Source organism: Planifilum fulgidum (assembly GCF_900113175.1).
GTDB lineage: Bacteria > Bacillota > Bacilli > Thermoactinomycetales > DSM-44946 > Planifilum > Planifilum fulgidum.
Window position 1 is genome coordinate 1 of the sequence record NZ_FOOK01000051.1, and the last position, 12967, is coordinate 12967.

Consider the following 12967-nt stretch of genomic DNA (forward strand, 5'->3'; position numbering starts at 1 on the left):
TACTACAGTTGCAAATAGTAGATTTATTGCATATACTCTCGACTGAACGAGAAAGATTTGGGAGGAACTCCATTGACCCCGCGAGATTCCCGTAAAACGCTCCATCCGTCGTGCAACGAAATATCTAATTGGGCAAAGTCCTTTGAAACCTTGGCTGAACGAATCGGAGCTCACTTTGCCCGCTCCGAAGCACGGCAACGTTGTAAGTCCTATCTTCGTGGGTTGTTAAGTTCCGTGGAACGGAAGAACGGGTGGCAGTTGGCCGAGTATGCCGGGGATCCCACTCCTTACGGCATTCAGCACCTGTTGGGGCGGGCCCGGTGGGACGCGGATGCCGTTCGGGACGACTTACAGCAATATGTCTTGGAACACTTGGCCCACCCCGAAGGGATCGCTGTCGTGGATGAAACCGGTTTTCTCAAAAAAGGGAATCAATCCGCAGGCGTGCAACGTCAGTACAGCGGAACGGCCGGACGGATTGAGAACTGCCAAATCGGTGTTTTTCTCTGTTATGTCTCCCCAAAAGGTTCCACGTTGATCGATCGCCGTCTGTACTTGCCCAAAAGCTGGACGGAAGATCCTCCCCGTTGCCGGAAAGCCGGGATTCCCAAGGAAACAGGCTTTGCCACCAAACCTCAGCTGGCACGGCAGATGTTGCAGCATGCTTTCCAAGCCGGCCTACCCGTGCAATGGGTAACCGGGGACACGGTGTATGGCAGTGACCGCCGTTTGCGTTTGTGGTTGGAGGAACAACGGCAAGCCTATGTCCTCGCCGTCTCGGCCAAGGAATCGGTTTGTATCGGCTGGAAGACCCACCGGGTGCGGGATTTGGCTCTTGGAACCGAGGAAACCGCTTGGGTACGTCTTTCTTGTGGAAACGGCGCGAAAGGACCCCGGGAATATGAGTGGGTCCGGTATCCTCTAAACTGTCCCGATGCTCCACAGTGGCAGCGATGGCTGCTGATTCGTCGTCATCCGGATGAAAAAGAAGACTACGCGTACTATATCGTCTATGCCCCCAAAGATACTCCGCTCACATCCTTCGTCCGGGTGGCCGGAGCCCGCTGGGCGGTGGAGCGATGTTTTCAGGAAGCCAAAGGGGAAGTGGGTCTGGATCACTATGAGGTTCGTTCATGGACGGGATGGCACCGACACATTACCTTGGCCATGGTTGCCCATGCCTTTTTAACCGTCATGCGGGCACAGGGAATCCCGTCGGACCTCCGAAAAAAGGGGAGGGGTTCCTTCCAGAGCTTGACTGCATTCAAACGCAGCCGGGGACTGCGATGCCCTTGACGGTTCCGGAAGTGCGACGGCTCCTGGAAAAAGTCCTTTGGCAACAAGTTGTTCCGTTGATTCATATTTGGGCTTGGTTTTATTGGCGAAGGCGACATCAAGCCATGTCTCGGTTTTATCATTACAGAAAGCGATTGCTTTCTCCGTAAGTACAACTGTAGTACTTAAGTGAAATCCGCCGGTTTATCCGACGTGTTTGTTACACGACCAAATACCATGTATCCATACTGAGTTTCTTGATGCTTGTTGATATCAATTTTCCATTTGGATTCTTTAAGGTTGGTCTGTGCAAACTTTACATTCACTTTGACCTGACCTAGTTCCATATTGGTCAGATCTTGTTTGACATAGGAAGTTCCTCCAACGAGAGTAAACTCATTTGGTCTTACAATTGCAGGCGTGGAGAAAAGGGGAGTAACGGTACTCAGATTTGATCCATCCGTACTTTCGAAATGAAATTTGACATCTCGAATGTAAACAGGAGCCTCGCCGGTATTCTTGAAATAGCTGGCGGCATGAAGGATAAAAACCCCATCCTGTTCAGTAATAAAACCATTAACATTGGATGTATCAAGACTGATTTTCCTAGGTGGTTGAACGGCATTTGCTTTATCGTTCTGGGTCTGACATCCAACAAGAATCAATAGGAGCAAGGTCAAATAAAGAAGACGCCGAAACATAATATTTCCTCCTTTAACTGGTGACAAGAAAAGTGTAGCATATAGTAGAGAGCCGGAAAAAGAAGAGGTGATCAATTTGAAAATATCAACCAAAGGACAATACGGCTTGATAATCATGATGGATCTTGCAGCGAGTGATAAGAAAAAACCGGTATCTCTTAAAAGTATTGCGGAACGTCATCAGCTATCTGAACACTACTTGGAGCAACTCGTTGCCCCCTTACGGAATCATGGTTTGGTTAAAAGCGTGCGGGGAGCATATGGTGGATATAAACTGACCAAGTCACCAGAAGAAATCACAGTTGGAGATATTATTCGCATATTGGAAGGCCCAATTGCCCCGATCGAATTTGAAAAAGAAGATAACACAGCCCAAAAAAGGCTATGGAAAAAAGTCCGGGATGCCATTGCTGAAGTGTTGGATAATACTACATTAGCTGATCTTATCCGAAATTCCTCCGATGATGATCAAGATGAATACATGTTTTACATTTGACTTCATAAAACAATCGAAAGAACAGTAGAGGAAAGTCCAGTAAAAAGGTCAAAAATAAAACTGCAAATAAATGCAAAAACCAAATAGTTCATTTTGTTCTTCCCCTCCTTTTCAAGAAAGAATAAACCCCGGAAAAATCCGGGGTTGAGGCTGTTGACCCTTCTTTGTCAACAGCCTCACCGGCTTCCTGAAGGAAGCCGGTTCTTTGCATCCGGTTCCCTTGCCTGTTCAGCATACGGAATCGGTGGGTTTCGGGTTGGACAGTCCGAACAGGGGACGCAGGAGCAGTCCCGCGTAGTTCCCCCCAAGGGCGACAATGATCCAAATCCAGCCGTGAAGGCTGAAGGAGGCGATGCCTCCGAAGTAGGCGCCGATGTTGCATCCGAAGGCCAAGCGGGCGCCGTAGCCCATCAGGAGGCCTCCGATCACCGACGCCACGGCCGCGCGCCAGGGGACCCGGCGGAGCGCATACGTTCCGCTGGCCCCCGCCGCCAGCATGGCACCGAAAATGATGCCGAAGTTCATCACGGTCGTGATGTCGGCCAGAATCGGGGCTTCCAAGGAGGCGGCCCGCTCTCCGGACCAATAGGCCCAGGAAGCGACGTCCACTCCGAGGACGGCGGCGATTTTGGATCCCCACAGGGCGAAGGCGGAGGTAATCCCCCAAGGCTCTCCCTTGATGGTCAATGTCAGTGCGTTCAGCGCCGCCAGCAGGATGGCACCGACCCACAGGGGCCAAGCGCCGCGGAAGATCCGCAACCATCCCCTTGCGCCGGGGACGGGTTTCATTTCCGGCGGGCGGCGCCGCTTGGCAACCCACAGGGTGATGCCGGCTACGGAACCGAAGATCGCCAATTGCAGGAGGAGGGCGCCGCCATAGCCCAAACCGGTGTCTTCGGCCAGGGAGACGGGGGGCAGCGAAGGCATTTCCTGGACCCAAAAGCCCCAGTGCCATGCCCCGATCACCGAACCGGCGATGAAGCCGGCCAGGGTGAGGAAGACGGCGGTCCGACCCCCGCCGACGGCATACAGCGTCCCGGAAGCGCAACCGCCTCCCAGCTGCATGCCCGCTCCGAAGAGGAAAGCGCCGACCAGCAGGCTGACGCCGATGGGAGACACATTGCCGGAAGGTTCGACGCCGAAGAAACCGATGCCTAGGGAGAGGATCGGCGCGAACAGCAGAGAGGCCACAGAAAGCATCAACATGTGCGCCCGAAGGGCCGCCCCCTGACCGACGGCGAGGAGCTGGCGAAAGGCGGAAGTGAAGCCGAATCGTGCGTGATACAAAGTGTATCCGAGCATTAGACCGATTCCATAAAGCAGGCCTTGCCGAAGGCCGTGACCGCTGAAGATCGCCAGGCCGATAAGCAGCGCCGCAGCCGAGCCCCCCACGATCACCGCAATGTTGGGTGACGGAAGCCTTGTGGAGAACGCGGCCCGTTTCCGGAACTTCTCCGGAGCAGGGGGTGCGGTTTGCGATGCCACGGGATTCACCTCTTATTCTGATATAAATAGTCGGCATTATTTTTCTTTCATGGTAATACAAATGATTCGGATCTGTAAAGGCGAATTTGTATTTCCCGATCCCCAAGCGGCGGCGTCTTGCCTGATGATCGTTGACCCGGACACCGCGGCGCTCATTCCTGCCGGTGAATCGGGAGGGACGAAGGAACAAAGGGTACCACAAGAAAGCGGCCGTAAACCGGTGGGCGGTGAATGGATCTTTGGAAGGCGCCGTTTCGTTGACGCCTTCCCTGGTTTGCGAAATCCGTTGATCCGCCGCCCCTCGCCTTTTGCCTGGACTGGGTCTGCAGGCGGATCGCAGGAGAAGGAACCGCCCGGTTTTTCCAACACCTTGGCTGCGTCCACCCGCGGCAGTCAAGAGGATATCGTCTTCCTTTTCCATTTCGAAGAAGGAGACCCGTCCCAACAGGCTTTGCCCCTGGCAGTCATCCTGTCATGGCGGGCCGTGATGGGAGAGCCGGAGGAACGGGCGGCCGGCGAATTGGATGATTTCGCGGATAGAGGGCTTTTTGAGCACGAAGATGGTAATCTACATGCGCATATCGATCCCTCTTTGCTTTCATCACAGGGAACAGGTGCGGAGCCGGCAGACCAATGAACAAGTGGGGCAGGCTCCATCGCCGCGCCTCCTGCAACTTACCGGGAAGGGCCATGCGTCCCGAAGACAAACCGGCCCTTTTACATCCCTGCCGCTCGCCGCCTTCGGAATGGATCCGTTTCCGCCCGTGCGTGGATTTCGCCTGTACCCGGATGCGGGAGATGCGATTGCATCCCGTATCTTTTTCCGGTTCGTCCAGGCGTGGGGCAGCCGTCTCCTGAAGGAGGATTTATCCCGGAGGTCATCCCGGGCAGGCGAAAGCGTTTATAAAATCTGCCGGCTGCTTCCCGGCGATTGCATCACCCGGTCCAGGATCCTGCCGACCAGGGAGGCGAACTTTCCGCTGCTCCGCTGCCTCGGACGCGGCAGGGAAATCTTCAGATCCCACCCGATTTTCCCCCCTTCCAGCAGCACCACCCGGTCCGCCAGGGCGACTGCTTCCTCCACGTCGTGAGTGACCAACAGGCCGGTAAACCCCTGTTCTTCCCACAATGTTTCGATCAGGCGCTGCATTTCGATCCGTGTCAGCGCGTCCAGCGCCCCCAACGGTTCATCCAGCAACAGCAGGCGGGGGCGGCCGACCAGCGCCCGGGCCAGGGCGGCCCGCTGGCGCTGCCCTCCGGAGAGGACGGAGGGCCATTCTTCCCCGTATTCGGTCAGCCCGACCTGATTCAGCGCCTCGGCGGTCCGCCTTTTCTTGTCCGGTTCGCCGTCGATCCCCAGGGCCACGTTGTCGGCCACTTTCAGCCACGGAAGGAGGCGCGGTTCCTGAAACATGACCCGGACTGCGGGGTTTACTCCCCGCACGGGTGCGCCGTCCAGGGCGATTTCCCCGTCCGTGGGTGTTTCCAGCCCCGCGATCAAGCGCAGCAGCGTGCTTTTTCCACATCCCGACCGGCCGACGATGGCCACGAATTCTCCGGCGTTCACCTGAAGATCCACCTCTTCCAGAACCAGGCGTTTCCCGAACCGCTTCTTGAGGCCGGTGATCTCCAGCCGGGTACCCCTAGACTCTCCCATCGAGAACCCTTCCTCCCTTTCGCGTCTCGCTATTCGCCCGCCCGCCAGCGCAGGCACCGCTTTTCCAGCCCCTGGGCCAGCACGTCGGCCAGCTTGCCGAGCAGGGCGTACAACAGGATGCTCAGAACCACCACGTCCATCTGCATAAACTCCCGGGCGTTCATGGCCATATAGCCGATGCCGGTGTCGGAGGAGATGGTTTCCGCCACGATCAGGGTCAACCACATGATTCCGAGGGAATACCTCACCCCGACCAGGACGGAGGGCATCGCCCCCGGCAAGATCACTTTCCGAAGGAGCCTTAAGCCCCGGAGACCGTAAACCTTTCCCATCTCGATCAGCCCGGGGTCGACGAAGCGGATCCCGTGAAAGGTGTTCAAATAGACGGGGAAAAACACCCCCAGCGCCACCAGGAACAATTTCACCTCTTCCCCGATGCCGAACCACAAAATGGCCAGGGGGATCAAGGCGAGGTGGGGGATGTTGCGGAGCATCTGGACGGTGGTGTCCAGAAGCCGTTCCGCCGCCGGAAACAGGCCGTTCAGAAACCCCAGCGCCAGTCCGACGCTTCCCCCGATCAACAGCCCCAAAAGCGCCCGGAAGGTGCTGTCCCCGATGTAGCGGAAGAGCTCCCCCGACGCGGCCAGACGGACGGCCGCCCGGATCACGCCGGCCGGTTCCGGCAGCGTTCTCGGTGAGATCCAGCCGATCTGCCCCAGCAGCTGCCAGAGGATCACCAGCGCAACGGGGAGGCTCCAGGGGATCAGCGGTTCAACCGCTTTTGGCAGTCTCCGGCCGGCCATCGCCTCCCCCTCCTTTTCGCTCTCCGGGAAAGTGGTCGTTGGCGATGATTTCCCCGAAGGGGCTGATAATCTGCCGCTTCGGAGCGGAAGGGGCGTTTTGGAGGGGCAGCTCCGGGAAGAGCAGTTCGGCCACCCGGTACGCCTCTTCCAGGTGGGGATATCCCGACAAAATGAAGGTGTCGATCCCCAGGGCGGCGTATTCCCTCATCCGTTCCGCCACCGTGCGCGGATCCCCGACGAGGGCTGTGCCGGCGCCGCCCCGGACCAGACCGATTCCGGCCCAGAGGTTGGGGCTCACCTCCAGGTCGGTTTTGGTGAAGCCGCTCAGCTGGGACATGCGCTGTTGGCCGACGGAATCGGAACGGGAGAGGGCCCGTTTGGAAGCCCGGATCACCTCGTCGTCCACATATCGGATCAGGCGGTTGGCCGCGTCCCAGGCCTCCCGTTCCGTTTCCCGCACGATCACGTGCAGGCGGATGCCGAATCGCACCGTTCTTCCCTGCTTTTCGGCCAGCAGGCGCACTTGTCGGATTTTTTGGGCGACCTGCTTCGGAGGTTCCCCCCAGGTGAGGTAGACGTCCACGTGTTTGGCCGCCACTTTCATCGCCGCCTCGGAGGAGCCGCCGAAGTACAGGGGGGGATAGGGGGTTTGCACCGGCGGAAACAACAGTTTTCCGCCCCGGATGTCCAGATGCCGCCCCCTCAGCGTCACTTCTCTTCCCTGCATCTCTTCCCGCCAGACGGTGAGGAACTCGTCGGTCAGCTCATAGCGGGTGTCATGGTCCAGGTGGATGCCGTCCCCGGCCAGCTCCACCGGATCGCCTCCGGTCACCACATTGATCAAAAGGCGTCCGCCGGAGAGGCGGTCGAAGGTGGCGGCCATGCGCGCCGCCGCCGAGGGGGAGATGAGGCCGGGGCGGACCGCGATCAGAAAGCGCATGCGCTCGGTGACGGACAGCAGGGAAGCGCCCACCACCCACGCATCCTCGCAGGATCGCCCCGTGGGCAGAAGCGCACCGGCGTATCCCAGGTGATCCACCGCCTGGGCGAGCTGTTTCAGGTACGGATGGTCGACGGCGCGCCCTCCCCTCGCGGTGCCCAGGTAACGCCCGTCGCCGTGGGTGGGAATAAACCAGAAGATATTCATCGTTTCTCCTTCCTTTCTTTTGAAGTTTTTTCGCCTTCAAACCAGACCGCCCGCTTTACCCGGATGTTTTCGGGGATCAGGCCCGCCTCGAAAAAGGCGTCCGCAATCTGCTGCTGCTCCTTTACGATGGATTCATCCATCGGGACGAGTCCGTATTTCGAGCGCGTGATGGCTTTCTCCACCGTTTTCACGTCCATTCCGATCTGTTTGGAGAGGAGCCGGGCGGTTTCTTCGGGGTGCTCGTTGAACCAATCCGTCGTTTGTTTCAACTCCTCCAGAAATGCCCGGATGATGTCTTCGTGCTCCTCAACGCAGGTTCGGGAAGCGAGAATGAACTCGCGGTTGGTGGTGTAGCCCCGGGCATCGGTGAGAATGCGGGCTCCCAGATCCCGTTCCGCCGAGGCAAAATAGGGATCCCAGATCGCCCAGGCGTCGATGCTTCCCTTGGCAAAGGCCGCCCGGGCGTCCGCCGGGGGGAGGTAGACGGGCCGGATGTCCTCGTATTTCAGCCCTTCCTTCTTCAGCGCTTGCAGCAGCAGATAATGCACATTGGAGCCCTTGTTGAGGGCCACTTTTTTTCCCCGCAGATCCCTGACGCTCCGGATGGGGGAATCGGCGGGCACGACGATCGCTTCGTTTTCCGGTTTGGGAATCCCGGAGGCGATGTACAAGAGGGGGGTTTTTGCCGCCTGGGCGAAGATCGGCGGCGTGTTGCCGGTGTGTCCGATGTCGATGCTGCCCACATTCATCGCCTCCAGCAGCTGCGGGCCGGCGGGGAAATGGATCCATTCCACCCGAATCCCCCGGGGTTCCAGGCGCTTATCCAGCGTTCCGCGGGCCTTCAGGATGCTGAGGGTTCCAAACTTCTGGTAGCCGATCCGCAATGTCTTTTCCGGATTCTCCGTGGCGGCGGAGCCGCAGCCCGCGGTCCACAGCGCCAATCCCCCCAACAGCAGGAGGAGGAACCGGCGCGCCTTCGGTATCAACCGCTTTCGCCCTTTGGCCATCCGTTTCACCTCCTTTGATTGGATCGGGTCAAATTCCTGACGAACCGCTCCAGCAATGCCCGGATGCGCTCTTCCGCCTCGCTCTCCAGCAGAATCTTTTCCTGATGCCGACGGATCCAGCGGTCCTCAATGTAGACGCCGCTCAACACGTGCTGGGCGCCGAGGGCGTAAAGCACCGGTTTCAGCGCATAATCGATCACCAGCAGGTGGGCCAGGGTGCCCCCCACCGCGATGGGCCAGACGACTTTTCCCGACAAGACATCCTGGGGAAGCAGGTCCAGATACGCCTTCAGCAGGCCCGCGTAGGAGGCCTTGTAAACCGGGGTGGCGATGATGACGCCTTCGGCCTGCTTTAGCAGGCGGACCGTGTTTTGGACCGCCGGGCTGTCGAAGCGGGCATGGACCAGATCTTCAGGCGGCAATTCGCGGACATCGATCGAATCCGCCTGCCAGTCCTTTGCGGCGGGCAGATTTTTGATGTATTCCACCACGGCCTTCGTCCGGGAGGAAGGGGAAGGACTGCCGGAAATCGTGACAATGCGCGCCATTTTGGAATCCTCCTTTTCAATGGGAAAGGCCCCATCCCTTCTGACGAGAGATGAGGCCTCCGGTGGTCCGGTCGGCGGTTTTTCGTTGCCTTTACTTGGTTTTTCGGGTCGATTGGTCGGATGGTGCCGGGGGAAAGCGGCGTTTTTCGGTCCGGTCGATCTGCACGATTTGCGAATCGTGGACGGTGATCAGGACGGTGCCGTATTCCAGCCCGTCCAAGGCGCGGATGATTTGCTCCATTTGCGACCGGGAGATGGAAGAAGCGTTCATCGGACATCCATCCTCTCCTTTCCGGTTTGAAGGCGTCCCTGAAGCAGATCGGCCAGGGTGGTGTGTTCCAACAGGCGGGCCACCGTGTCCCGGACCAGGGCCCACAGCGGCTTCAGGAGGCATCCTTCCTCCAGGGGACAGGGTTCATAGGCGGTCACACTGACACACCCCATCGGGGCCAGCGGACCCTCCAACCGGCGGATCACTTCCCCGATCACGATTTGGCCGGGGGGAAGCCGCAACGTGTAACCGCCCCGAATTCCCCGTTTGCTCGTCACATATCCGAGTTTTTTGAGCTTAAGGAGGATTTGCTCCAGGTAGTTGAGAGGAACCCGGGTTTTCGCGGCGATGTCGGCGGCGGGGATCACTTCCTCGGGATGCTGTCCCAGCAGGATCAGGGCCCGCAGGGCGTATTCGCCCCGGGTGGACACCTTCATGGTTTTTCAGCCCCCTCTTTATTGGGACAGAAAGGCCCTTTTGCGGCTGATGATCAATTTCCTCACGGCCAGCGCGACGCCTCCCGCCCAAACCAAGTAGAGAAAACCGTAGATCGCCGCATGCCAGGTGACGGGAATCCAATCAAAGCTGTTGAGCAGGGTCTTTGCATTGGTGACGATGATCAGTCCCCCGACCAGGACGCCCAGCAGGCGGGAGGGGATGATGCGGACCAGCCAGGCGGCGATGGGGGCGGCGACGATTCCGCCGGCCATCAGCGCGATCATCCACGGCCAGTGGAAGTTTTCCGGTCCGAGGGAAATCAGGAAACCGAGGGTGGCGGATACGGCGATGGCAAATTCACTGGTGTCGACGGTGCCGATCACCTTCCGCGTCTCCATTTCGTTGCGGCTGAGGAGAACAGGCGTGCTGAGCGGCCCCCATCCCCCGCCGCCGGTGGAATCGGCGAAGCCGGCGACCAATCCCAGCGGAATGAGCAGGCGGGTGGGGGGCTTTTTGCCCGATTTGACCCGGTTTTCTTTTCCGAAGAGGAACCGGCTCATCACGTAGATTCCGAGGACAAACAGGAATGCGGCGATGTACGGTTTGGCCCGTTCCCCCGGGAGGTTGCTCAGGAAGCAGGCCCCGGTGAAGGCGCCGATCGATCCGGGGATGATCAGCCTCATCACCACGGTTTTGTCCACGTTTCCGAATTTCAGATGGGAGAGGCCCGAGGCGGCCGTCGTCACCACCTCCGCCATGTGGATCGAGGCGGAGGCCACCGCCGGCGCGATCCCGAACAGGAGCAACAGGGAGGTGGAGGTGACGCCGTAGGCCATCCCCAAGGAGCCGTCGACCAACTGCGCGGCAAAACCGATCAGCGCGAAAACAATCAATTTTTTCACATCATCCACTCCTTCCGGCCCGTGAGAAGGGAATCTCGAGCGATTTAGTCGACTTTTCGACCACGTAATCATTCATATGTGGTGGACCTCGTGCCGGTGCCGGTTTCGCAGCAGTTTCAACGCCAGTACTATTTCTTCGGCCCTTTGTTCCGGCGCGTCGATAGATAGGGCGGTTCGGTTTCCCCAATAAAACAAATAAAACAGGTAAACAAACTAAAATAAATTCCGATTTAAATACTTAGTTTTTAGAGAATATTACCTCCCGCAAAGCGGCGTGTCAATAGGGGGGAGAATGGTTTTACTTTTTTGGAAACTTGCCGCGTCCCTTTCGTTCGCCGGCCGGAGATGGCGTCCCGGCGGTTGTCGAGCCCTGTTCCCGCAAGGAATCGAACCATTCCCTGTCGAAGCTTATTTCTGTCGATTCTCAATACTTCGATACGGAGGGATCGTCCGTGAGTGGGAACGGGAGAAGGATCGCCGCATTGGCAATGACCATGGTTCTCTTTGTCTCAGCGCTCTTTTTGGGGAATGCAACCGTCTCGGCGAATGCGTCCTGGGATCAAGAGATTCTCTCCCGGGTGAATGCCGACCGGGCCCTTGGGCATGTCCGGGTTTTGTCGGATCAGATCGGCCCGCGGGTCGGCGGATTGGAGTCGGAAAAGAAGGCGGCCAAGTACATCGCTTCCCAGCTCAGGAAACTCGGATATGCGGTCGAGGAGCAGCCGTTTTCCGTTCCTGACCAATATATTGGTTATGTTCAATCGGGAAAAGAGAAGTGGCAGGTGGGCGCTTCGCCCGAAGGGCGGGTCACCGGCAAAAAACCGGTTTCCGGCGATGTGATCTATGTCGGGAAGGGGCTTTCCGGGGAAGATTATGCGGCGGGCGCGAAGGGAAAGATGGTCCTGATCCAATACGACAGCGCCAACAGAAACGAGCAATTGAAGCGGGCGGTTGAAAACGGGGCCAAAGGGGTGCTGTTTTACAACACCGTGGGCTCCCGGGGGAATTACGGCCCGGCCTTTTCTCCGCGTTTTGAGGAAAAGGTGGACATCCCGGTTCTCGGCATCTCCTTGATCCACGGGCAATGGCTGATCGAGCGGCTGGAAAAGGGCAACGTGAAGGTCAAGGTGAACACGGAGCACCACGGCAATCTGTCATCCTTGAACGTCATCGCCACCCGACCGGCCAAAACGAAAAATCCCCATGCACCCGTCGTGATGGTCACCGCCCATATGGACAGTGTGGTGGGAGCGCCGGGGGCCAATGACAACGCTTCGGGGACCGCGCTGACCCTGGAGCTCGCCCGGGTGCTTAGGAAGCACGGGCCCGGCGTCGAACTCCGTTTCGCCTTTTTCGGATCGGAGGAGCGGGGACTGTTGGGTTCGAGGCATTATGTCAACCAACTGAGTGACGAAGAAGCGGGCCGGATCATCGGGGTATTCAACGCGGACATGGTGGCCACCAGTTATGATCATGTGACTCACCTGTACGCGATGACCGTGGACGGACAGCCCAACCGCGTCGCTGATGCCGCCGTTGAAGCGGGGGAACGCCTGGGCAAGCCCGTCGCCCTCGGCCGTTTCGGTTCCAGCGATCATGTTCCCTTCCATCAGCGGGGGATTCCTGCCGCCCTTTTCATCTGGATGCGGGTCGACAGTTGGGATCCTCTCGTCTACGACATCGAAAAGGTTTATCACACGCCCATGGACACGATTGGGGAAAACATCAGTCCGGAGCGGATGCAAACGGCCCTGGAGGTGATCGGCTCGGCGGTGTCCGAAGTGATCCGGAAACCGCTGCCGCTCCGGGAGCCGCTGCGGAAAGCGGGCTGATTTGCCTGGTGTGGAAAAGAAATGTCAAGCACCCTTCGGGGTGCTGAGGCTGTTGACAAAGAAGGGTCAACAGCCTTTTTTGTTGAATTCGGAATAAAACAATTCCGAAGGAAGGTTTTTATATGTTCAGGACGAACCCATCCAGGGAATTTCAACCCGAAACAGTCAACATAGAAGACCTTGTTCCCCAAGATCACTTGCTTAGAAAAATCAATGAAACCATCGACTTTTCGTTTATCGCGGAAAAATGCCGCCCCTTGTATTGTCAAGATAATGGGCGTCCTTGCATCGATCCGGTCATGCTGTTCAAAATGCTTTTGATCGGTTATTTGTACGGAATTCGTTCGGAAAGACGCCTCATTGAGGAAATCCGGGTCAACATCGCCTACCGTTGGTTTGTTGGTC

15 protein-coding genes are annotated in these 12967 nt (G+C 58.0%); 5 read left to right on the forward strand and 10 right to left on the reverse strand.

The genetic code is table 11. The features are described 5' to 3' along the window. Positions 1-120: 120 nt before the first annotated feature. Positions 121-1296 carry an IS701 family transposase gene (locus BM063_RS16665; RefSeq protein ID WP_143085363.1) on the forward strand — a complete coding sequence of 392 codons (1176 nt, stop codon included), beginning with the start codon at positions 121-123 and terminating at the stop codon, positions 1294-1296. Between the two features lie 164 nt (positions 1297-1460). Here BM063_RS16665 and BM063_RS16670 read toward each other — a convergent pair whose 3' ends face one another. After that, positions 1461-1976: a hypothetical protein gene (locus BM063_RS16670; RefSeq protein WP_092041714.1), complete on the reverse strand. Its 516-nt coding sequence runs from the start codon at positions 1974-1976 to the stop codon at positions 1461-1463. 76 nt (positions 1977-2052) lie between these two features. Here BM063_RS16670 and cymR point away from each other — a divergent pair, with 76 nt between their 5' ends. Beyond that, positions 2053-2472 carry a cysteine metabolism transcriptional regulator CymR gene (cymR, locus tag BM063_RS16675; protein WP_092041718.1) on the forward strand — a complete coding sequence of 140 codons (420 nt, stop codon included), beginning with the start codon at positions 2053-2055 and terminating at the stop codon, positions 2470-2472. A gap of 228 nt (positions 2473-2700) precedes the next feature. On the opposite strand, the gene BM063_RS16680 is transcribed toward cymR, so the two are convergent. Further along, the gene (locus BM063_RS16680; protein WP_425439182.1) at positions 2701-3957 is read right to left on the reverse strand and encodes a YeeE/YedE family protein; all 1257 of its coding nucleotides are present in this window, start codon (positions 3955-3957) and stop codon (positions 2701-2703) included. A gap of 124 nt (positions 3958-4081) precedes the next feature. Between BM063_RS16680 and BM063_RS16685 the strand changes: the two genes are divergently transcribed. Beyond that, positions 4082-4594 (forward strand): hypothetical protein, encoded by a 513-nt coding sequence (locus tag BM063_RS16685; protein WP_143085412.1) that lies wholly within the window; start codon positions 4082-4084, stop codon positions 4592-4594. A gap of 264 nt (positions 4595-4858) precedes the next feature. On the opposite strand, the gene BM063_RS16690 is transcribed toward BM063_RS16685, so the two are convergent. The 8 genes from BM063_RS16690 to BM063_RS16725 form a co-directional block, all read right to left on the reverse strand. Further along, positions 4859-5614, reverse strand: coding sequence for an ABC transporter ATP-binding protein (locus BM063_RS16690; RefSeq protein WP_092041723.1), 756 nt, complete (start codon positions 5612-5614; stop codon positions 4859-4861). A gap of 29 nt (positions 5615-5643) precedes the next feature. Then, complete coding sequence (gene ssuC, locus BM063_RS16695; protein ID WP_092041726.1) at positions 5644-6417, reverse strand: aliphatic sulfonate ABC transporter permease SsuC; 774 nt, start codon at positions 6415-6417, stop codon at positions 5644-5646. Continuing rightward, complete coding sequence (gene ssuD, locus BM063_RS16700) at positions 6386-7564, reverse strand: FMNH2-dependent alkanesulfonate monooxygenase (RefSeq protein WP_092041728.1); 1179 nt, start codon at positions 7562-7564, stop codon at positions 6386-6388. Before ssuD ends, ssuC begins: the two co-directional genes overlap by 32 nt. Then, entirely contained in the window at positions 7561-8571 is a 1011-nt protein-coding gene (locus tag BM063_RS16705; RefSeq protein ID WP_092041731.1) for a sulfonate ABC transporter substrate-binding protein, read from the reverse strand. Before BM063_RS16705 ends, ssuD begins: the two co-directional genes overlap by 4 nt. A 5-nt stretch (positions 8572-8576) precedes the next feature. Next, positions 8577-9119 (reverse strand): NADPH-dependent FMN reductase, encoded by a 543-nt coding sequence (ssuE, locus tag BM063_RS16710; protein WP_092041733.1) that lies wholly within the window; start codon positions 9117-9119, stop codon positions 8577-8579. Between the two features lie 91 nt (positions 9120-9210). Beyond that, on the reverse strand, positions 9211-9390 hold the full coding sequence (locus BM063_RS16715; RefSeq protein WP_092041736.1) for a YezD family protein: 180 nt from the start codon (positions 9388-9390) through the stop codon (positions 9211-9213). Continuing rightward, entirely contained in the window at positions 9387-9827 is a 441-nt protein-coding gene (locus tag BM063_RS16720; RefSeq protein ID WP_092041739.1) for an RrF2 family transcriptional regulator, read from the reverse strand. The genes BM063_RS16715 and BM063_RS16720 overlap by 4 nt, the downstream gene beginning before the upstream one ends. A gap of 18 nt (positions 9828-9845) precedes the next feature. Next, the gene (locus BM063_RS16725; protein ID WP_092041747.1) at positions 9846-10730 is read right to left on the reverse strand and encodes a sulfite exporter TauE/SafE family protein; all 885 of its coding nucleotides are present in this window, start codon (positions 10728-10730) and stop codon (positions 9846-9848) included. A gap of 488 nt (positions 10731-11218) precedes the next feature. Here BM063_RS16725 and BM063_RS16730 point away from each other — a divergent pair, with 488 nt between their 5' ends. Together BM063_RS16730 and BM063_RS16735 are read left to right on the forward strand one after the other, a co-directional pair. Beyond that, a complete protein-coding gene (locus tag BM063_RS16730) occupies positions 11219-12562 on the forward strand; it encodes a M28 family metallopeptidase (protein ID WP_092041742.1) in 1344 nt (447 codons plus the stop codon). 122 nt (positions 12563-12684) lie between these two features. Continuing rightward, a partial coding sequence (locus tag BM063_RS16735) for a transposase (protein ID WP_143085414.1) occupies positions 12685-12967 on the forward strand: 283 nt, incomplete at its 3' end.